Here is a 17,961-nt window from a genome sequence, read left to right as displayed (position 1 = left end):
ATGTACATTCCTTCACATTTTCTTCTTTGTGTTCTTTCTATTTTCTTTCGGTTTTCTCATTAGCGCCAATAATGCTATAACAAAACAAATCAATAGAATTATATTTAGGACCCAACTGTTACTGACGTTCTATTTTGGCAAGAAATTGACGGTATCATTTGTCCTAAATCTGACGAAGATTTTGACCGAAAGAAAGGGGAAGACCTTAGCTTCCCCTTCAATTAAATATCAACCTGATAGGTTTCGTTTTGTTTCAAATAAAATTTTGTATCATTCCTACCGGCGATAATATACCAATCTCTTCCGAGTTCCATACGGCAAGAAAGCTTCCTTCCATCTCCGAGGTGAAGATCAAACCAATCGTCACAGCGTACCTTGTAGCCTGTATTATCACCCCAGAAGACCACCCAACAATTGAAATCCTCATTATACTTCATTTCTTTCCAGCGGCTCTTCATGACAGTTCACCCTGAATGACATGCTTAATCATATGATCATCAATAATCCGACGGCCATTTTGAGCTCCATAAAGAAGGCTGTGTGTACATACTTTATTAATAAGCCTTGGGGTTCCGCCAGAAAATCGATGTATTTCCTCCAAAGCACCATCTGAAAAGATTTGTTGGTCAATTCCTGCATATTCTAGATGTCGTGAGACATACGCATCTACTTGTGCACGATCATAGTGACTTAATTTGAACTGAATATCGATTCTTTGACGTATGGCAGCGTATGATTGAAGACGCAGACGATCCCATAATTCACTTTGGCCCACAAGGATAAGGGCCATTGGGCTTTGTGCATCCATCTTAAAGTTGAGTAAAAATCTAACTTCCTCAAGCATTTCACGATCTAATAGGTGTGACTCATCCACCACGACGACAGGCTGAATCCCATGAATACCTCTCATTAATTCAATTTCTCGATGAAGCTGTCGTTTGGCATCGCCTCTATAAAACTTCGATTCCGATCCTAGCTGTTCTAACAAGCCTTTATAAAAATGTCTAGGAGTTAGTTTTGAATCGGATAAATATAGTATTTGAAATTTCCCTTGATCAAGTCCATCTACAAATTTCCGGATGGTGGTCGTTTTCCCAGTACCGCAATCCCCAGTTAAAACGGCAAATAGCTGCCTTTCTGCGGTATACTTTAAGCGACCTAAAACCTCTTGCATCGTAATGGAATCATAAAGTTGAGTAGTAGGCACATCTCTTGTAAAAGGGGTATGCTTCATCCCATAAAAAGACTCAAACATCTTCGCCGTCCTCCTTCCAAACAGCACGGAAAGAAACGGCTGGAGCTTGTTCAATTTTTCTTTCTTGATGCTTCTGTTCGGCTGCTTTAAGTAATCTGGAAGAATCAACTTCAAGTGATTGAAGGTGTGAAGGCAAAGTTGGACGCCTTCCGGCTCTTTCTCCAATCACAAGCTTTTTTGCTCTCCAAGGGGAATAACCCTCGTATTCAATTGTTAGCTCCTCAAAATCCGCAGGATCATATACAACATCTACTTGACGACCTATAAAAGAAAGACCAACTTCATATTTCTGATCCATAAAACTAATGCATCCCGACTTATCTACTTTCCTCGTCTCACAATGCAAGAAAGCATTCGCTAGTTTATCAGGATCAATAAATCGAAGTGCTTTTTTATCGCTTCGAAAAGCAGTTTCAGGGCTAATGTTCTCCCCAAGACCGGAATGGGATTTATTCTGATAACACTCTGATAACCATACTTGAAAAAGCTCATTCAATCGATCTAAAGAATTGGGCTTTTCAAGGGCTGCTTCACTTAAGAAGGAATCAACGACTCTATTGAAGCGTTCAACTTTACCTTTTGACTCAGCCGCATAGGGTTTTGCATAGATTAATCTTGTCCCCAATTTGGAACATGTACGTGACATCCACTTGGTTCGATATTGTTTACCGTTATCAAAATAAACGGCATCGGGGACACCGTATTTTTGTATGGCGTTTCGAAAAGCATCTTCAATAATCCTAGAATCAAGAGTAGGATAGAAGGCTCCATGTAAAATAAATCGAGTCGCGTCGTCTATTATAGCGACTAAGTAGACCTGCTTCTTCGTGCCATTTGGTCCAATGGGTAAATAAGGGCCAAACTTAATATCGGATTGCCACAGCTGATTCCGGTGACGCTTTTGAAATCGTCTAGCTGCTACTCCAGTTTGAGAGTAGAGCCTCATTTGTCGTGAACTGTAGCCTCTTTCAGTTAACTTTTCTTGAAGAGTTGAACGCTTTAGCTGCCCTGGTGTAGCCAAGCCTTCCCACTCAAGTATTTGAATAATTTGTGCAACACTTCTAGTAGGGGCCTCATTTCGAAGGAGAATCGCTTGTTCCAATAAATGCGAGGGAATAATCTCTTTTTTCATTTTTCCCGAGATTCCTTTTGGTTTTAGCCCTTCAAAACTTTCATTACGGTACTGCTCAAGATAACGTCTAATGGTCCTTTCAGAAAGACCGCTGGTCTTACATATATGGTTTTTCAATTCCTTTGCTTTTCCAGCATCTAGCCCTTCCGCCAAAAGAGGGGCAATGAGCTGGAACCTTTGTGCTGCGATTTCTTCTGCCTTTTTACGATCTCTCATGATAACACTCCTCTAATATGTGTTTATCATGAGTGTAAATCAGCTATCCTCGGACAAGAATGCAGAACGGGTATGTTCCCACAAATTAATATTCACAATCGGACGGACAATTCTCTCCAGCCATCTGGGGGCATTCCCTACCAGTCGTCCTATTCTATGAAGTGCAGTCTCTGAATTTGCGGACGTCAAATTCAAAGGGACCTTATCCTGACTAGTTCGAAGCACAATTGATAAGAGACAATTAGCCCAGTAATCTACGAAATAATTAAACCAATCATACCAACGAAATAAAGTAGATTCATCAGCTGGAACATCATGTGTAGAAGGGTTCGTGAGAACCGACTCTATACACTCTGCCTTATATCTTTTATATGGAACTAAGAAATCTGGTAATTCATGATGAATCCGGCCGCATTGATCACACCCTAATCGCCGAATATTATATACTATTGTCTCTCCAGAACATTCTCTTGATTTTCTTTCTCTAGTACCAATTACGCTCATGCTTTTCCCACAACAGGGCGAAGGAATCCTCCCCGCACCTCTAACCAAAACTCCATTGTTTTCAATTATTTTATAATCTGATACAATAATCATATGGGTTTTTTAGGGGACGTCTCCTGTATATCTGTTGGCGCAGATATACATTATGGGAGGCGTCTTTTCCTTTCTCCAGAATTATTAATGTCGAAATGTTTCGAATTATGTATACATGGACATTATAACCGTCTAATTCTGGACAGGCAACACCGTCAACTTTCGGTCATATTGGGATGGCAATAACACCCAACCGAAACTATCAATATACTGCACTACTCTTCCTCCTCAGATATGTTTTGGTTCACTTTAGCATGATTAAGGTATTAGTTGGTTGTTTTCTATAAAAGAAGATAAAACGTTACAATTTTTTTATCAAGATCCGTTTGCTGTAATTCCCATAATAAAACACCACCCTTTTCTTATTACAAAACGTAGAGAAAGGACGGTGCTTAGCTTTCATTATTTATTTTCGTCAAGGTAAGTTAATGTATCAACACCAATGTTTTAGCTACAATTAGCATCCCTTATTGAAGGAATGCACCTGTTAGTTTAAGTGAAACCTTTCACAAAATCTAAATTATAGCAATACCGAAAAGCGTATTAATAACTTAAAGTAACTTAATTGATAAGTTTTTTTGATAAATTTACTTGAAGTCACTTCCGTAATGCCTTAAGTTGACTTATCATATAATTGAGGAGGTTACTAATGAATCAAGAAGAACGATTAATACGCATCCTTAATTATTTAGAATCTTATAAAACAATGAATATTAAACAGATGTGTGAAACGTTTAATATCTCCCGTGATACCGCAAGACGAGACATAGTTAAACTTTCAACAAATAAAGCAGTGGTTAGAACCTATGGTGGAGTTTCTTTAGCATCTTTTCATAAGAAAATTGATAATTATCAAGAGCGATTACAGACTGAATTTGAAATGAAAAAATTAATTGGAGTGAAAGCAGCAAATATGATAGCTGACGATGAATTGATTTATCTAGATGTTTCCACCACAGTTAATTTTATTGCTCAATCCATACAGTCACAACCTGTTACCATTGTGACGAATTCAATTGATACTGCTTATATGTTAGCCCAAACTGAGGATACAAAGATTCAACTCTTAGGCGGAACGTTAAATAAGTCATCCAGACATCTCACTGGATATTCAACTATTGAAAAACTTAAAGATTATCACTTCAATAAGGTATTTATTGGAGCAGCAGGTATTACTGAGAACGGTTTATACTATGCATTTGAAGAAGATATTCATTTTAAACGTGAATTAATAAAGCATACTGACCAAGTTATTTTATTAGCCGATCATAGCAAATATAATCATCGACAGAATTATAGAGCTTTAACATTCGAATCAATTGATACATTCATTACAAATGAAGTTCCACCTAATGATTTATATGATGTTATGGATAAATATGGTGTTGAAGTATTAATTGCAAGTAAAGATTAAAGCTGGGAGATAATCAGAGTTTTTTCATAATTAAACAAGAGGGAGAGAGATTATGTATAATACGATTATTTTTGATGTAGATGGAACGCTGATAGATACAGAAAAAGCAGTTTTAGGTTCGCTTCAAAAAGTGCTAAGAACAGACTATGACAAGGTTGTTCCACTTGAAGATTTGTATTTTGTTCTTGGAATTCCCGGATCTGACTCTTTGCCACGATTAGGCATTAGTGATATTGACAGGGCTAATGATCGCTGGAATTACTTTATGAAGGATTTTTTTCATTCGATAGAAGTGTTTAGTGGCATTAAAGATTTATTAGAAACCTTAAAGAGCAGAAATATCATTCAAGGAATTGTGACATCGAAAACCAATGAAGAATTAATAAATGATTTTGTGCCATTTGGACTTTCAAGTTATTTGACTCATACCGTGTGTGCTGATGATACAGAAAAACATAAGCCGAATCCTGAACCGTTATTAAAGTTTTTAGAGATTTCTGGTGCAGACCCAAAAACTTCTTTATATATCGGGGACACAGTTTACGATTATGAATGTGCAAGGGATACAGGAATAGACTTTGGTTTAGCTTTATGGGGCTGTAAAAACCACCAGAATATTCAAGCTAAATACAAATTTGAAAGACCACAGGATATAATTGGTTTACTCTATTAGGGTATTTACAACGGTGTAGGTGATAAATGGAAACTAAATGAGCTTGCTTGGACGAAACAACTTCAATCTATTGCAAACATATTAATAAGAGGGGCTTCTGAGATTTAAGTAGCCTTCTCTTTTATCTGGATAAACGATTTCCCCTTATTAAACTAACCTCCCGTTAGTGCAGTAAGCATCGCTTCACAAATACGAATAAATATAAGTGTTTATACACGATTACCCTTAAGATCACCACAAATGTCGATTCCAAATAGGTGGGAGTTCCCTAGTGGAAAAGTGGAAGCAAATGAGGACATTTATTCAGCGCTAAAAAGGGAAATTGCTGAAGAGTTGGGCTGTAAAATTGAGACATTTAATGAAGTTTTTAATGACAACACCCATGAATACGACAAATTTATCATTAATTTAATCTCCATTAAATATAGAGTAGTTGAAGGAACACCAACCACAGGATGGGTTTTTATCTTCAAAACCAAACTGTCCCTGTATCTAGGAAAGGTAAAAAGACCAAGCCGTTTATCTTGCTTGGTCTTCCTCCGCCAGGAGTATATTAAATTCGCGGACTTACCTATTTTTTAGTTTTTCTGTCCCGCATCAATTGGGCCAAATCCCCCATTCCCAAACGGAAGGACTCGTCTCTAACCTTATGTACGCCGTAGCCCTCTAAATCATCATATCCCCGAAAGTTATTGGATGTAAAACATTTGTATCCCTCTGGAACTTTAAATATTTCTATATCCACGTACAAATTCCTGTTTAAGATATACCATAACCACCGCGATTATGTTAGTTGAACATAAGACACCTATTTTTTTGATCTTCTTTCGGGATCTCTTCCGGCTCTTTAGCAATTGCTCCCTCCTTGGATGGAGGACGAAAGAGAGTGGGTTGCTGCCGAGTTCCCCTGTAATCTTCTTTAATTGGTCGGCATTTTGCAGCTTCGTATTAAAGGATGTTAGCCGGCAAGGAACAGTGATGATGAGACCGTTCCGTAAAGTGACTTTAGTTTTTAGATAAAAGCCATTGGTCCTGACAATATACTCGGGATTAAACCACATGGCGTCCTCATGTTTCGCCGATTTGGTGGCAAACACACATATATTGTGAATCGGATTGACCATGATGGGACACATTGAGATGTCACCAAGAATCCATTTGGCAGTGGCAATTGCCCCTTTTAAATCAAAACCGATACAGCGAATGCTGTCTGCAAGAATTTCCAATGGAGACTTGTCTACTATGATGGTTCGGGACAGTTCACGTATAAGCGAACAAAGCTTGCCATTTCGGTCATAGTGTCCCGCCATATTCATAAAGTGCTGGTTGATAATATAAAATTTTTCAATGATCAACATACTCGCCCCTCAATCGTTAGTTGATTGAATTTTATTCAAAAAAAGATATACTTATCAATAAGTTAGTTTTTTAAAACTAATGGGACCAAGAGTATCGTCTTTCCGGGACACTTGCTCTTGGTTATTTTTTTGCCCTTTTCACATTTTCCTCAACTCCTTTCCTGCATACAATTGAATGAAGCGGTTGCAAAAATATATAATTTTAAAAGAGCAGTGACTTGACATTATAGGTTTGAAAAACGCTAAGAAAAACTAGAAAGCATCTGACTGACAAAGAGGTTGGTTGGGTAAGAATTTTCATAGTTAGTAGGATATCTTGGAGAATATTTATTATTTTTAAAAAATAATTACACATAAAAAATAACACAAAATATTACATAATTGGTCTGTTTTTACAGAACAAATCGTAACATTTTGTGTCGAATTTTAGCGTTTTATGGCGAATATTAACAAGTTCTTCATATTAGGTAGTTTGATAAATGAGGAAGGCAGTATCATTCTTCTTCTTCATCGGTGTCTACTAAGTCAATAATCTGACGAATATCTTTTACATCAAGTGCTTCTGCAATCTTTTCAATATGGCTAAATTCAATTCGCTTCCTTTTTTGATTAGCCAATTCGCTTATAGCTGCATGGCGTACATCAGATAGAAGGGATAATTCTCTCATTGAAATTTTATACGTATCAAGCAATTTATGGATTTTTACATATACTTTTTTAGCCATAGATTGCCGACCACCAATCAAAGTACTCTAAAGAAAAAGTAACATAACGGCACTTTTTAGGTGGTACGCCTAAACGTAACGTTTCATCAATTCAGTTCTTGTTTGCCGCTTTTATTTTCTCCTGCGCTCCTGTCCGCCATTGCTTTACTGCCGATACTGTGACTTTTTCTAGTTCGGCGATTTCTTTAATAGAAAGCCCCTCCCAGAAGGTGTACAATAGCCACTTCTGTTGGTTTGGGGTAAGTATTTCGCAATAGGAAAATAGGATTTCTCTTTCCAAAGCTCTGTCTGGCAGCCAATCCGCAATAGTTTTCCAGAACTCATCCTTTGGGTAAACGTTTCGTTCCTTGGCTTTCGCCATTTTACCCAACTCCTCTAGCAGGCGGCCTCTAACGAATATTGTTCTGCAATCTGATCAAAGCTCTCCAACGGACGTTCCGTTCAGGAAAGCGCGCTTTGCCAATGTATTCCCGGGTACCTCTACCATAACGGGAATCCCTTATTTCATCGAACTCCACTAATTCACTTTCAACACCAAAAAGAACCCCAAACTCACACATTTTCGCTTCAAAATACAAATATGAATCCATTTTTTAGAATTTCGAACAAATACAATAAGAATTGATGCGTGGGGACGGTTCTTTAAGAGGACAATCGGAAGTTTTGCGCGTAAAAAGGCCCGACTAGTGGATAGGTGCTAATCGGGCCTTGGTGTATTTATGGGTAAGATCTTTTCGCAAAATTTTTGATTGCCATAGAAGAATGAAGTCGCGGATTTGGTCTGTGGGGTTTCAATCTTCGGGCGATCCTTGATTTTTAATTTTTTTACCTGTTTTCATTTTCAAACAGATATTTTTTTGTTATTTCTATCTGTTTTTAGATACAATTTCCCCCTCCCCAATTAAGAGGCTTTTAAAAAATGTATTTATTTCTCTTCATTTATGGCACGGCTCCATGGACAGCTGACTTTAGATGAGACTTATTACAGGATGGGCATACTGTTACGTCTTTTCCCGTAATTTGCTTGATAATTTCTATGGTACTAAGTCCAGTAAATTTAGGTTTGTAAGTCGGGCTATTGGTTAACTTTCGGCACAGTTTGAGTTTGGTTTTCTTATTTCTATTAGCCAGTAGACCATAATGTCTGATTTTCACTAATCCCTTCGGGAGAATATGCATGAGAAATCGGCGAATAAATTCTACACCTTTCATGGTTACTGTCTTTATTTGATTATTGTTTCGATAGTCCTTCACCCTGATTGTAACTGTGTTTTTATCTATTGAAACAATTCGATTATTCGATATGGCGATTCTATGTGTATATCGCCCAAGGTACTGAACCACTGCCAATGGACCTGAAAAAGTCCGTTTAGTGTAGCTGTACCAGTTTAGTGAGTAACATTCATCTATTAAACACTGAAACTGTTTTGGGTCTTCGTACTTTTTTGCGTCGTTATAAAAGACAAGCAATTTCTGTTCATAATATTGCTTTAAATAAAATAGATACTTTCCACGGAACTTTTTGGACAGAACTTTTACAGGAATAAAGAACTTTTTACTCGAGTGACGCCACTTATTCTGCTTGGAAAGTCCTCCAGCCAAGACAACCGTATGGATGTGAGGGTGAAAATGCAAGTTTTGTCCCCAAGTATGCAAGACAGAGAAAAAGCCAATTTGCGCCCCCAGATACTTTTTGTCCATGGAAAGCTCCGCAAGCGTTTCTGCGACGCATTTGTACATTAAATCATAGAGTACCTTCTGATTATGATAAATTAACATGTGCAGCTGCGCCGGCATGGTAAATACCACATGAAAATAGGGGGCGTTGAGAATATCTTTTTTTCTATTATCCACCCAAACTTCTTTGTTAACCCCTTGGCACATGGAACAGTGACGATTCCGGCATGAATTGTATCGAACCTGGGTATGACCACATGTATCACATTCATAGGCATGTCCACCTAAGCTGCTTGTTCGACATCTAATGATGTCGTTGGCTGCTTTGGCCTGTTCAGGGGATGGCTTATATTTTTCTTTATACTGCGCATAGAACGCCATAAATATATCTTGGATGGTAGTCATTCCCTATGATTCCCCTTTGAATCTAACGGACTTTTAATGCCCATCAGACTTTTAGAGGTCATGTGCAGATACGTTAATGTTGTTTTAAGGCTCTTATGTCCAAGCATCTGTTGGATAAACACTGGATCTACGCCGTCTTCTAAGGAATGGGTGGAAAAGCAGTGCCGTAAAGTGTGGGAAGATATATTTGGATCAAGAGAAAGACTGTTCCTAAGTTTTATTAATGTATTCTTTATCGTTTTGACAGTAATGTGCTCGCCGGGGTTTTGGCCGGGAAACAGCCAATCATTTGGCTTATAGTTTTTAGCACTGAAATAAGTTTTAAAATACTCTCGAAGCACTTCCAGTGCTGTTTGGGATAAGATTGTATACCGGTTGGTATTATGTTTAGCATTATCAACACGGATTCGCATGGTCTTACTACAAATATCACTAATTTTTAATTTAGCCACTTCGCTTACCCGAAGGCCACTGCCATAAACAAGGTAAAGGATAGCCTTATGCTTTAAGTTATGAGTTGAATTTAATAGGGAAAGTATAACTTCCCGTGAGGGAACAACAGGGAACTTCTGAGTTCTTTTCATCCTTGGAACTTTCATTGAGTTCCATTCCTTTTCTAATACATAAGTATAGAAAAACTTAATGGCTGAAATGTAATTATTGATAGTCCCTGCCGTAAGTTCTTTATCTCGTTTGAGATAAAGGATGTATTGTTGGATATCCTCAAGGGTCATTTCTTCTATGGGTTTTTTTAGTTCTTGCATATAGTTTAAAAAAGCCCGCATTCTTCGCCAATAAGATTCCTGGGTGGAATCTGGGGTTCCCTTAAGTTCAAAGAAAAGCTCAATTTTTTGATCATATTGTTTCATGGTGTTGCCTCCTGATGATTGTTTAAAGTAAATAAATCAATAATCAAAAGGGCAGGAGGAGCTCTCTCGGAAATATGGGAAATATTAATATGTATTTTTCGCGGTATTCGTGTTAAAATCTCCATATGAAAAAGTATGTTCTTTCATGGTTTGTTTGGTTTGGCGATTAAACAATACCACAGGAGACATACTTTTTCATTTTTTTTATGCTTTTTTTAGGATGGAAAATTTACCAAAAAGCCATCGCGGAGCGATTTCGTTCTTCTCGTGTGTCATTTTTATCATCCATTGGGCTAGTGAAGTTTTGGGGCGGACAGGGGGATTTTCACTTTTTAGATTAAAGCTAACTGCCCCGTAGAAAAGGTAGTTGGCTTTAGACATTTTGGGATTACCAAAGGGCGGTATGATGATCACCCCTTCATTCGCTCAGGTAGGCTCTGTATCGACTGGACGACTAAATCAAGCTTGGATTCTATTCGATATAGAAGATATAGGGTCACAACGATAGGGAAGCCGACCTCATTGATAAATGAGATGATTTGTTCCACGGCAAATTCTCTCCTTTCCGATTAATATTTTATAAGAGGCCGGTTTCGTAAAAGAATCCAGCCTCTCACTTAGAACATATCGATTTGACCAAATTCCCTTGTAAATCCGATACCTAATAACCTATTAAACAATTTCATACTCAACTACGTTGCGGTCGATGACTCTTGCGCCTTTTGAAGCAACATATCTGCCGCTGGCCGATGTAAATACATCTGCAGCAATGATATGTTCCATCGCTTGTTTGACAGCGGCCTCATCAATCGGTTCCTTCGGATTGTCCACTGCTATACGGGCGGTCTTTCCAAACTCCGTACCAAACATTAATTCCAATGTTTTTGCCATCTCTGTTCACCTCCTTTCTTTGAGGCATGGGGACGGTTCTTTTGCCTCATTTTTTTCTTCCTGATTACCTCCTTGTTAGATTGGAAGGTTCGATGATTTATAGCCTAAAACAGCTTTTGAATCATGAGAACCGTCCCCGTGCATCATCCGTTACGCAGTAATCATGGTGCTGTCACTGCGTTCGATTTTGTTTAGCGGGTCATTGCATAATGCGGAGATGGCTGTTGCGGCTTGGTATAACTGGTCAACAGTCAAATCATTTTTGATGTTGCTAAACGTTTTGGTTTTTAGAACAGGATTTCCCTGCTCGTCCAGGTCCACCTGGAATGCCAGTCGAAGCTTTGAACCTTCTAATAATGCTTGTGCCATTGTCTCTCACCTCCTTTCACCCTTTATTTATGGTTTTTGGAGGGAAAAGGACAGGGTGGGAAATATTTTTTTGGAAGTCAGCAGGCAGGACCAACGAACAATGATTTAATTGGAAGTTTAAGACGGATGATAGAAATTACCCAAGATATTTCATCATGATCAACCAAAGATTGGGATTTATAGCGTAATGGAGATAGTTGAGAATACAAGATAAATGTGTAAACTTTTTTTAAAAACAAAAAAAACACCCCATGCAGCATCTAACCCTCAAAAGTGGTATCATAATGGCTAGTGAAATGTTTGAGGAGGATTATCTTGAAAAAGCTTGTAAAAGTTGTTGCAGCCATTATTGAAAACGACCAACAAGAAATTCTATGTGCTCTTAGATCTCCAGAGATGTCGATTCCAAATATGTGGGAGTTTCCTGGTGGAAAAGTGGAAGCAAATGAGGACATTTATTCCGCGCTAAAAAGAGAAATTGATGAAGAGTTGGGCTGTAAGGTTGAGACATTTAATGAGGTTTTTAATGACAACACCCATGAATACGATACATTTATTATTAATTTGATTTCAATTAAATGTAGAGTAGTTGAGGGAAGGCCGACGCCAAGTGAGCATTCGAATTTAATCTGGTTAAAACGAGAAAACTTAGATTCACTCAAATGGGCACCGGCAGATGTTCCTGCAGTTGAGGAATTAATCCAAGAAAAATAGTCTTCCCGAAATGAGAAGACTATTTTTAGTCATCCGTACCATTAATAATGTAGTTGTAAAGTTTATTTTCAATTGGGTTTTCCATTACCAAGTTCATATGAACAACAGGTAGTTTTTTCCCCTTACCATCTTCCATAATAGCTTGTTCGATATTATTTTTATCCGGGGTTGCTTTTCCTAGATAATAAAAATCAGTTCCTTCATCATTATCTTTCTTTACAAAAATATGAAGGTCAATTCCTTTAGCTTCGGATTCAATAATTGTTTTCACTTCTTGGGATTCTAATATTCTGTTACTCCTTGTTGACCACTTAAGTACCTCAGGGCTAAGAAATTCCTCCGCATAATCAATACTAGACTCAACGTCTTCATTTTTGTGATAGGTCACAAAGATTGGACAGGTGCCGTGTTTTGTTTTATACCCATAAACCGTAGAACTTTCATCGTTAGTCCAATTCAAGAGCTTACAAACATCTTTTCTTGAATATTTCTGATAAAGGGTAAGGGGTTCCTCAGATTCGTATAGCTTAGATTTTTCCTTGGCGCTTTTTATAACATCTGTTACTAAAAAGTTAAAATACGGATTATTCAATAAACTGGCTCGAACCATATCATTAAATGTAAAGGTACCATCGTCTTTTAAAATAATTATTGGCTGATTACCATACTTCTCTCTATATCCTTGTGTGAAAAATTCCAAATTAAAGACGCGCAAAACTGAAGAAAGAATCTCCTCATCAATAGGACAATTAAAATGAATTAAATTTTCTATAAAATCATCATATTTTACTGTTTCTTTTTTAAAAAGAAGGTCTAGTAAAATAATCTCATGTTTCCTTTTGCCATTTAATATCTCCGTAGAAAGCATAGTCAAAACACTGTTTTGATACTTCGTCAATAATGGTATTTCTTCCTTTAGCTTTAATAAAAATTGATAATAGTTCGTGTACTTATCGACTATGACTTCAGGGTCAATGGAATGGTTTGTTACAAAATCATATAAATAAGGCGTTCTGCCAATTCGATTTTTTAACTCAACAAATGCTTCTTTTAAAACTTTTAACGCAGTTAAATTACTATTGTTTATCGCTTTAAAGATCTGCTTTTTGGCAATTTCCTCAAAGTTAATCGTAGAAACGCCTTTAATATAGCTCGTATCCTTAATATAACGACGGATATTATCCTTGTTCTGTGATTTGTCCCCTGAAAGCGCGATAGGAATTAAATAGTTATTTTTATAGTTCCCGATAAAATCAATGATTGTTACAAAGTCCTTTGTTAAATGTTTACGAAGTCCCCGGCCAAGTTGTTGTATAAAAATGATACTGGATTGGGTTTGTCTTAACATCACTACCTGATTAACGCTAGGAATATCGATTCCTTCATTAAAAATATCAACTGTAATAATATAATCTAATAAGCCCTCTTCGAGTTGCTTTACCCGACGTTCCCGTTCATCCTGATTGTGATCCCCTACTAATGCAACTGTTCGTAGCCCTTTCTCGTTGAAAGCATCAGATAATTTCATTGCCTCCTCTTTTCTGCTACAGAACATTAGCCCTTTTACTTTTTCTCCTGAAAAGCCATAGTAATGGATTTTTTCAAGAATATGATTGACGCGTTCCTCGGTAACAAGCTTTGCTAAAACGGCTGTTTCATCAATCATCTCACCATTATACTCAATGTCTGTAACCCCAAAATAATGGAAAGGACATAACATATCTTCTTCCAGGGCTTCTTGCAAACGAATTTCATATGCAATGTTATAATCAAAAAGCTCAAAGATATTAAAATCATCCGTCCGTTCCGGTGTAGCTGTCATTCCCATTAAAAATTCTGGATTGAAATAGTCGATGACCTTCTGATATGATTGAGCACCAGCTTTATGTACTTCATCAATTAAAATATAGTCAAATTCTTCGGAATCAAACTGGGGTAAAGTTTCTTCCTTCGAAATAGTTTGAATCGTGGCAAACAAATATTTCGCATTTGTCTGTTTACTAGTACCCGACAGTATTCCGAAATCCGCATCTGCTCCGCCAAGTATCTTTTTAAAATCTTCTTTCGCTTTTTGCAGTATTTGCTCTCTATGCACAACAAATAGCATCCTTTTTGGAGCAAACCGTCTGACATCAAATGCAGACAAATATGTTTTTCCTGTACCAGTTGCTGATATGATTAACCCCTTATTTGCCCCGGCATCACGAATCGCCTGAATCCCTTGCAATGCCGCCTCTTGCATTTTATTTGGCTTTATTTTCAGGGCCACTTCGATAGAATTGGTATTGTATTGAGACGGTAATTCTATCACCTGGTCTAAAGCTCTCCTGTGAACAAGTGGTGTATACCTTTTCTCGTACGTTTCAATCCATTCTTCATTTAAAGGAAGAGCATCGTTCCAAACTTCTTCAAATTGATTTTTAAAATGATTAACAATTTCCCCATTTTCATGCGAAGTTAATTTAACATTCCACTCGTAATTCACTTTTAATGCATGTGCAGTTAAATTGGAACTTCCGACAATTAAAGAATAATGATTTCTCTGATTAAATATATATCCTTTTGAATGGAACCCTTCTAAATCGGTCGTCCGAACTTCAACATTCTCAATTTTCATCAGTTCCTTAAAGACTTTTGGCTGATTAAAATTGAGAAAAGTTGAGGTTAAAATACGCCCCTTAACCCCTTTACGTTTAAGGTCAAGAAAATGGGATTTGAGGGTTGCGAGGCCGCTTTCAGTAATAAATGCAACTGAAAAAATAAATGTGTCGCAGCTATCTAATTCATCAAGTAAGGTATTTAATACATTTTCGCCTTTTTTTGCATTATTCACTAATAAGCTGGGCTTGTAAATTCCGGTTTTGTTGTACGCTTGATCAATAAATCCTTTATGTAAGGAAACTTTTAGATTATCGATAAAATTACTCATATGATCACCATTCATTACCAATTGATATATCAATTGTAATGCTCACTGATAAGTACTGCAACCATATAATAGCTAGAAAAATTCTATTACTGTTTTTGACTGTGTAAAAAATTGTGGTAAGTGTACAGGTACACCTTTTAAGAACGTAGAAAAAAGGACACCAATGAGTTGACGTCCAATTTAATATTTTTTCTAAATTAACTTTAATTTATACTAATTTTTTTCTAAGTATATCTGCTATATATTTAATCTGGCTATTAATGTCTTTATCTAAATCAAGTATTAAATTACCAATTCCATAAATAGGATCAAAGAGTGTTACATTCACATTTGAAAATAGAATTGGAATTACACGACGTTCACCGAATCTAGCTTTAAATTGCTCCGACTCAAATTTAGTCCAAACTCTACTAGAGTAATTTTCACTTAATAAAACAACAACAAATTCTGCATCACTTTCATAGATTGGCCTGAGGTAATCTTCAACTTGCTCACCTAAAATAACATGCTGCTCATTAAAATCATAAAATATTGAAAGTTCCTCTTTCACCAATTCTTTATAAATAGCCTCAGCGATTCCCCATGTGTTAAATCATCAGCAAAGTTTATCAATGATCGTCCAGCTTTTTTTCAGTTACTATCTGGACATGCTACATTCCAATTCTAGTTGTTATTTTGTATTTCTATATAAATAATTTTCATTTTTCCGATAAATTACTTCCTCTTTATTACTGCCTTAGGATACTTTTTTAAAGGATGAACCTATTGAGTTTTCATCCTTTAACTAGCTCCTAATTCATGAATGGGGATATGTAAAAAATAAATTTGATTATCTTCAACATCTGACAGAACTCTGAAGTACTTTTGGGTACCGTAAAAAAAGTGACTGTCACCACCGAGTAATGTCGAAAAAGAAACCGATAAATTTCATATGCCTGCATCGATATGCTTTATAGTTATTGAAGTCAGACACCACAACAATTCCTAATATAGAAGACGACTACGTAGTTTGGCCTAATAAAAAGAGCATTGTCACGCCCCGAATAATCTCAACTAATAATCAACAAATTTACGGGTAGAGACTAGCATTTGCCTTTTGGTCGCTTTGCTAACAAGTTACTATCATTCCCATTAGTAGTAATGGTTAATTCAAGCATCTCTATCGCAGCCATTACTTTTATCGTGAGTATTGTTCCAGGCATTATCAAAAAAGCGGCTTTTTAATTAGGATGACCACTTTGATATAGATGGTCAGAGTGACGAAATCTTGTATTAAATGAATTAGAATTTTTTAACCAGGGGATTGCACTGTTTGAAATTGTAGGCTTATTTCCTACTTTCACCTTACCCCTCCTTCTCAAACCGCTCCACTATCGCTGGAAAACTCTCAAAATCCTTCCTCATCTCCCGAAAGCTAACTACCTCTTTCCCTCTCACAAACTCAAACTCTAGTGGATATTCGTGGCAGTTTAATGGGGTTTGCTGAAATGTCTCGGTAAAGAATTGGATGGCCTCTTGCGGGCTGCTGGCAAAGATGAAATAAAACTCCTTCTTATTCATTTTTAGTGAGTAGGCTCGAACCTTTTTAATACCTAATACATTCTTTCGGATTAATTCCGCTACTTTCTGATTATCTGCTTGAACTGAGTTTAATATGGATGTATCGTCCTCTAATGAAATTTGTTGTTCCGTAAGTAAATGGTAGATGTAATGTGCCAAAGTAGACTCTTCAAAACGAAAACTATCTTCGTAAGCCTCTTTCACCAACATGTGATTTCACCTCATTATTCGTTCATAAAATGTTCCGCGGGCTTCCTTACCTAATGGCTGCTGGATAGCTATACAAGTGGTTTGCTCTGTTCCTTTCGCTCATCTATCGCTCCCGTATACTCGTTGTAGTTCACAGCGATGGTTCCAACTTGGCCATTTCGGTTTTTCGAGACAATGATTTCAAGGGAATGATCTTGGGAATCCTTGTCATAATAGGCTTCGCGGTATAAGAACAAAATGACATCGGCATCCTGCTCGACACTTCCCGATTCCCGAATGTCAGACATCATCGGCCGTTTATTGGCCCTTGATTCCACCGACCGATTTAGCTGCGCCAAGCAGATGACGGGGCAATCAAAATCCTTTGCCATGTTTTTCAGGGATTTGGATATTTCCGTTACTTGTTGATGGGAATTCCCTCCGTACGATTGGCTGGATTGGATCAGTGTTAAGTAATCAACAAACAGGATCTGTCTTTTGCCAGGAAATTGATTCATCAGCTTTCTCGTTTTCGCTCTCATCTCGGAAATCGTTTGTCCCGCCCCATCAAAAATTTGCATATTGGTTTCCGTGAGATCACCAATCACATCCGACCATTTATCCTTTTGACGTTCACTTAGCATTCGCTTCGGATCCCGCATTTTCGAACGATTAAAGCCCCCTGTCGAAGCAATTAATCGCTTAGTGATCAGTTTTTCAGGCATTTCTAAAGAAAACACGAGGGGCAGATACCCGGCCCAGCCCGACATCTTGGCAAAATGAAGCATCACGTCGGTTTTTCCCATGGATGGTCTGGCCGCTAGAACAAACAATGGATGGCAGGCACCATCCATCGATAATAATTTCTTTAATTGGTTAATGTTAGAAATGTTAATGCAATATAAATGCCATGGACGTAAACAAATTAACACCACCCTGTTCTTTTTTTTCGAAAATTCTATGTTACGATTAATAAAATTAGCAATCA

The 17,961-nt window shown here is 37.3% G+C and carries 20 protein-coding genes; 4 read left to right on the top strand and 16 right to left on the bottom strand.

Annotated features, from left to right (window positions below):
• Nucleotides 1–221 precede the first annotated feature (221 nt).
• Genes ACZ5AE_RS03670 through ACZ5AE_RS03655 form a run of 4 tightly spaced genes read right to left on the bottom strand, consistent with a single transcriptional unit; the run spans nucleotide 222 to nucleotide 3,200 of the window.
• Complete coding sequence (locus tag ACZ5AE_RS03670) at nucleotides 222–458, bottom strand: DUF5348 domain-containing protein (protein ID WP_464565670.1); 237 nt, start codon at nucleotides 456–458, stop codon at nucleotides 222–224.
• Nucleotides 455–1,255: an ExeA family protein gene (locus ACZ5AE_RS03665; RefSeq protein WP_464565672.1), complete on the bottom strand. Its 801-nt coding sequence runs from the start codon at nucleotides 1,253–1,255 to the stop codon at nucleotides 455–457. The genes ACZ5AE_RS03670 and ACZ5AE_RS03665 overlap by 4 nt, the downstream gene beginning before the upstream one ends.
• Nucleotides 1,248–2,603 (bottom strand): DDE-type integrase/transposase/recombinase, encoded by a 1,356-nt coding sequence (locus ACZ5AE_RS03660; RefSeq protein WP_464565674.1) that lies wholly within the window; start codon nucleotides 2,601–2,603, stop codon nucleotides 1,248–1,250. Before ACZ5AE_RS03660 ends, ACZ5AE_RS03665 begins: the two co-directional genes overlap by 8 nt.
• Nucleotides 2,604–2,642: 39 nt before the next feature.
• On the bottom strand, nucleotides 2,643–3,200 hold the full coding sequence (locus ACZ5AE_RS03655) for a DUF6431 domain-containing protein (RefSeq protein WP_464569567.1): 558 nt from the start codon (nucleotides 3,198–3,200) through the stop codon (nucleotides 2,643–2,645).
• Nucleotides 3,201–3,849: 649 nt separating this feature from the next.
• On the opposite strand from ACZ5AE_RS03655, the gene ACZ5AE_RS03650 reads away from it, so the two are divergent.
• The 3 genes from ACZ5AE_RS03650 to ACZ5AE_RS03640 all read left to right on the top strand — a co-directional run bounded on the left by ACZ5AE_RS03650 (nucleotide 3,850) and on the right by ACZ5AE_RS03640 (nucleotide 5,869).
• Nucleotides 3,850–4,614 carry a DeoR/GlpR family DNA-binding transcription regulator gene (locus ACZ5AE_RS03650; protein WP_464569565.1) on the top strand — a complete coding sequence of 255 codons (765 nt, stop codon included), beginning with the start codon at nucleotides 3,850–3,852 and terminating at the stop codon, nucleotides 4,612–4,614.
• 52 nt (nucleotides 4,615–4,666) lie between these two features.
• Nucleotides 4,667–5,287, top strand: a complete 621-nt coding sequence (locus ACZ5AE_RS03645) for an HAD family hydrolase (RefSeq protein WP_464569563.1) — start codon at nucleotides 4,667–4,669, stop codon at nucleotides 5,285–5,287.
• A 240-nt stretch (nucleotides 5,288–5,527) separates the two neighbouring features.
• On the top strand, nucleotides 5,528–5,869 hold the full coding sequence (locus ACZ5AE_RS03640; protein ID WP_464569560.1) for an NUDIX domain-containing protein: 342 nt from the start codon (nucleotides 5,528–5,530) through the stop codon (nucleotides 5,867–5,869).
• Nucleotides 5,870–6,012: 143 nt separating this feature from the next.
• Here the strand turns inward: ACZ5AE_RS03640 and ACZ5AE_RS03635 are convergent, their stop codons facing one another.
• The 8 genes from ACZ5AE_RS03635 to ACZ5AE_RS03600 all read right to left on the bottom strand — a co-directional run bounded on the left by ACZ5AE_RS03635 (nucleotide 6,013) and on the right by ACZ5AE_RS03600 (nucleotide 11,581).
• A complete protein-coding gene (locus ACZ5AE_RS03635) occupies nucleotides 6,013–6,645 on the bottom strand; it encodes a competence protein ComK (RefSeq protein ID WP_464569558.1) in 633 nt (210 codons plus the stop codon).
• Between the two features lie 494 nt (nucleotides 6,646–7,139).
• Nucleotides 7,140–7,370 carry a helix-turn-helix domain-containing protein gene (locus ACZ5AE_RS03630; RefSeq protein WP_213146166.1) on the bottom strand — a complete coding sequence of 77 codons (231 nt, stop codon included), beginning with the start codon at nucleotides 7,368–7,370 and terminating at the stop codon, nucleotides 7,140–7,142.
• A gap of 91 nt (nucleotides 7,371–7,461) precedes the next feature.
• Entirely contained in the window at nucleotides 7,462–7,731 is a 270-nt protein-coding gene (locus tag ACZ5AE_RS03625) for a sigma factor-like helix-turn-helix DNA-binding protein (protein WP_464569556.1), read from the bottom strand.
• A 578-nt stretch (nucleotides 7,732–8,309) separates the two neighbouring features.
• Nucleotides 8,310–9,452 (bottom strand): IS91 family transposase, encoded by a 1,143-nt coding sequence (locus tag ACZ5AE_RS03620; protein WP_464565186.1) that lies wholly within the window; start codon nucleotides 9,450–9,452, stop codon nucleotides 8,310–8,312.
• A complete protein-coding gene (locus ACZ5AE_RS03615) occupies nucleotides 9,449–10,321 on the bottom strand; it encodes a tyrosine-type recombinase/integrase (protein WP_464565188.1) in 873 nt (290 codons plus the stop codon). The genes ACZ5AE_RS03620 and ACZ5AE_RS03615 overlap by 4 nt, the downstream gene beginning before the upstream one ends.
• A 410-nt stretch (nucleotides 10,322–10,731) precedes the next feature.
• Entirely contained in the window at nucleotides 10,732–10,869 is a 138-nt protein-coding gene (locus ACZ5AE_RS03610) for a YvrJ family protein (RefSeq protein WP_213117301.1), read from the bottom strand.
• Nucleotides 10,870–10,993: 124 nt separating this feature from the next.
• Nucleotides 10,994–11,212 (bottom strand): DUF2922 domain-containing protein, encoded by a 219-nt coding sequence (locus ACZ5AE_RS03605; protein WP_464569554.1) that lies wholly within the window; start codon nucleotides 11,210–11,212, stop codon nucleotides 10,994–10,996.
• A gap of 150 nt (nucleotides 11,213–11,362) precedes the next feature.
• Nucleotides 11,363–11,581, bottom strand: coding sequence for a DUF1659 domain-containing protein (locus ACZ5AE_RS03600; RefSeq protein ID WP_464569552.1), 219 nt, complete (start codon nucleotides 11,579–11,581; stop codon nucleotides 11,363–11,365).
• A gap of 315 nt (nucleotides 11,582–11,896) precedes the next feature.
• Here ACZ5AE_RS03600 and ACZ5AE_RS03595 point away from each other — a divergent pair, with 315 nt between their 5' ends.
• Complete coding sequence (locus ACZ5AE_RS03595; RefSeq protein ID WP_464569550.1) at nucleotides 11,897–12,295, top strand: (deoxy)nucleoside triphosphate pyrophosphohydrolase; 399 nt, start codon at nucleotides 11,897–11,899, stop codon at nucleotides 12,293–12,295.
• A 25-nt stretch (nucleotides 12,296–12,320) separates the two neighbouring features.
• Here ACZ5AE_RS03595 and ACZ5AE_RS03590 read toward each other — a convergent pair whose 3' ends face one another.
• The 4 genes from ACZ5AE_RS03590 to ACZ5AE_RS03575 all read right to left on the bottom strand — a co-directional run bounded on the left by ACZ5AE_RS03590 (nucleotide 12,321) and on the right by ACZ5AE_RS03575 (nucleotide 17,908).
• A complete protein-coding gene (locus tag ACZ5AE_RS03590) occupies nucleotides 12,321–15,224 on the bottom strand; it encodes a DEAD/DEAH box helicase (protein WP_464573535.1) in 2,904 nt (967 codons plus the stop codon).
• A gap of 208 nt (nucleotides 15,225–15,432) precedes the next feature.
• A complete protein-coding gene (locus ACZ5AE_RS03585; protein WP_464573534.1) occupies nucleotides 15,433–15,789 on the bottom strand; it encodes a hypothetical protein in 357 nt (118 codons plus the stop codon).
• A 779-nt stretch (nucleotides 15,790–16,568) separates the two neighbouring features.
• Nucleotides 16,569–16,994, bottom strand: a complete 426-nt coding sequence (locus ACZ5AE_RS03580) for a hypothetical protein (RefSeq protein WP_464569548.1) — start codon at nucleotides 16,992–16,994, stop codon at nucleotides 16,569–16,571.
• Nucleotides 16,995–17,062: 68 nt separating this feature from the next.
• Complete coding sequence (locus ACZ5AE_RS03575) at nucleotides 17,063–17,908, bottom strand: DnaB helicase C-terminal domain-containing protein (protein ID WP_464569546.1); 846 nt, start codon at nucleotides 17,906–17,908, stop codon at nucleotides 17,063–17,065.
• Between the last annotated feature and the right edge of the window lie 53 nt (nucleotides 17,909–17,961).

It is taken from the genome of Neobacillus sp. S1227 (assembly GCF_055385255.1).
Note: the sequence above shows the minus strand (reverse complement) of the source record. Positions and strands in the feature narration are given on the sequence as shown.

Coding starts and splice junctions, on each gene's coding strand:
- ACZ5AE_RS03670 (WP_464565670.1), bottom strand. CDS start 458: ATGAAGAGCCGCTGGAAAGAAATGAAGTATAATGAGGATTTCAATTGT.
- ACZ5AE_RS03665 (WP_464565672.1), bottom strand. CDS start 1,255: ATGTTTGAGTCTTTTTATGGGATGAAGCATACCCCTTTTACAAGAGAT.
- ACZ5AE_RS03660 (WP_464565674.1), bottom strand. CDS start 2,603: ATGAGAGATCGTAAAAAGGCAGAAGAAATCGCAGCACAAAGGTTCCAG.
- ACZ5AE_RS03655 (WP_464569567.1), bottom strand. CDS start 3,200: ATGATTATTGTATCAGATTATAAAATAATTGAAAACAATGGAGTTTTG.
- ACZ5AE_RS03650 (WP_464569565.1), top strand. CDS start 3,850: ATGAATCAAGAAGAACGATTAATACGCATCCTTAATTATTTAGAATCT.
- ACZ5AE_RS03645 (WP_464569563.1), top strand. CDS start 4,667: ATGTATAATACGATTATTTTTGATGTAGATGGAACGCTGATAGATACA.
- ACZ5AE_RS03640 (WP_464569560.1), top strand. CDS start 5,528: ATGTCGATTCCAAATAGGTGGGAGTTCCCTAGTGGAAAAGTGGAAGCA.
- ACZ5AE_RS03635 (WP_464569558.1), bottom strand. CDS start 6,645: ATGTTGATCATTGAAAAATTTTATATTATCAACCAGCACTTTATGAAT.
- ACZ5AE_RS03630 (WP_213146166.1), bottom strand. CDS start 7,370: ATGGCTAAAAAAGTATATGTAAAAATCCATAAATTGCTTGATACGTAT.
- ACZ5AE_RS03625 (WP_464569556.1), bottom strand. CDS start 7,731: ATGGCGAAAGCCAAGGAACGAAACGTTTACCCAAAGGATGAGTTCTGG.
- ACZ5AE_RS03620 (WP_464565186.1), bottom strand. CDS start 9,452: ATGACTACCATCCAAGATATATTTATGGCGTTCTATGCGCAGTATAAA.
- ACZ5AE_RS03615 (WP_464565188.1), bottom strand. CDS start 10,321: ATGAAACAATATGATCAAAAAATTGAGCTTTTCTTTGAACTTAAGGGA.
- ACZ5AE_RS03605 (WP_464569554.1), bottom strand. CDS start 11,212: ATGGCAAAAACATTGGAATTAATGTTTGGTACGGAGTTTGGAAAGACC.
- ACZ5AE_RS03600 (WP_464569552.1), bottom strand. CDS start 11,581: ATGGCACAAGCATTATTAGAAGGTTCAAAGCTTCGACTGGCATTCCAG.
- ACZ5AE_RS03590 (WP_464573535.1), bottom strand. CDS start 15,224: ATGAGTAATTTTATCGATAATCTAAAAGTTTCCTTACATAAAGGATTT.
- ACZ5AE_RS03580 (WP_464569548.1), bottom strand. CDS start 16,994: ATGTTGGTGAAAGAGGCTTACGAAGATAGTTTTCGTTTTGAAGAGTCT.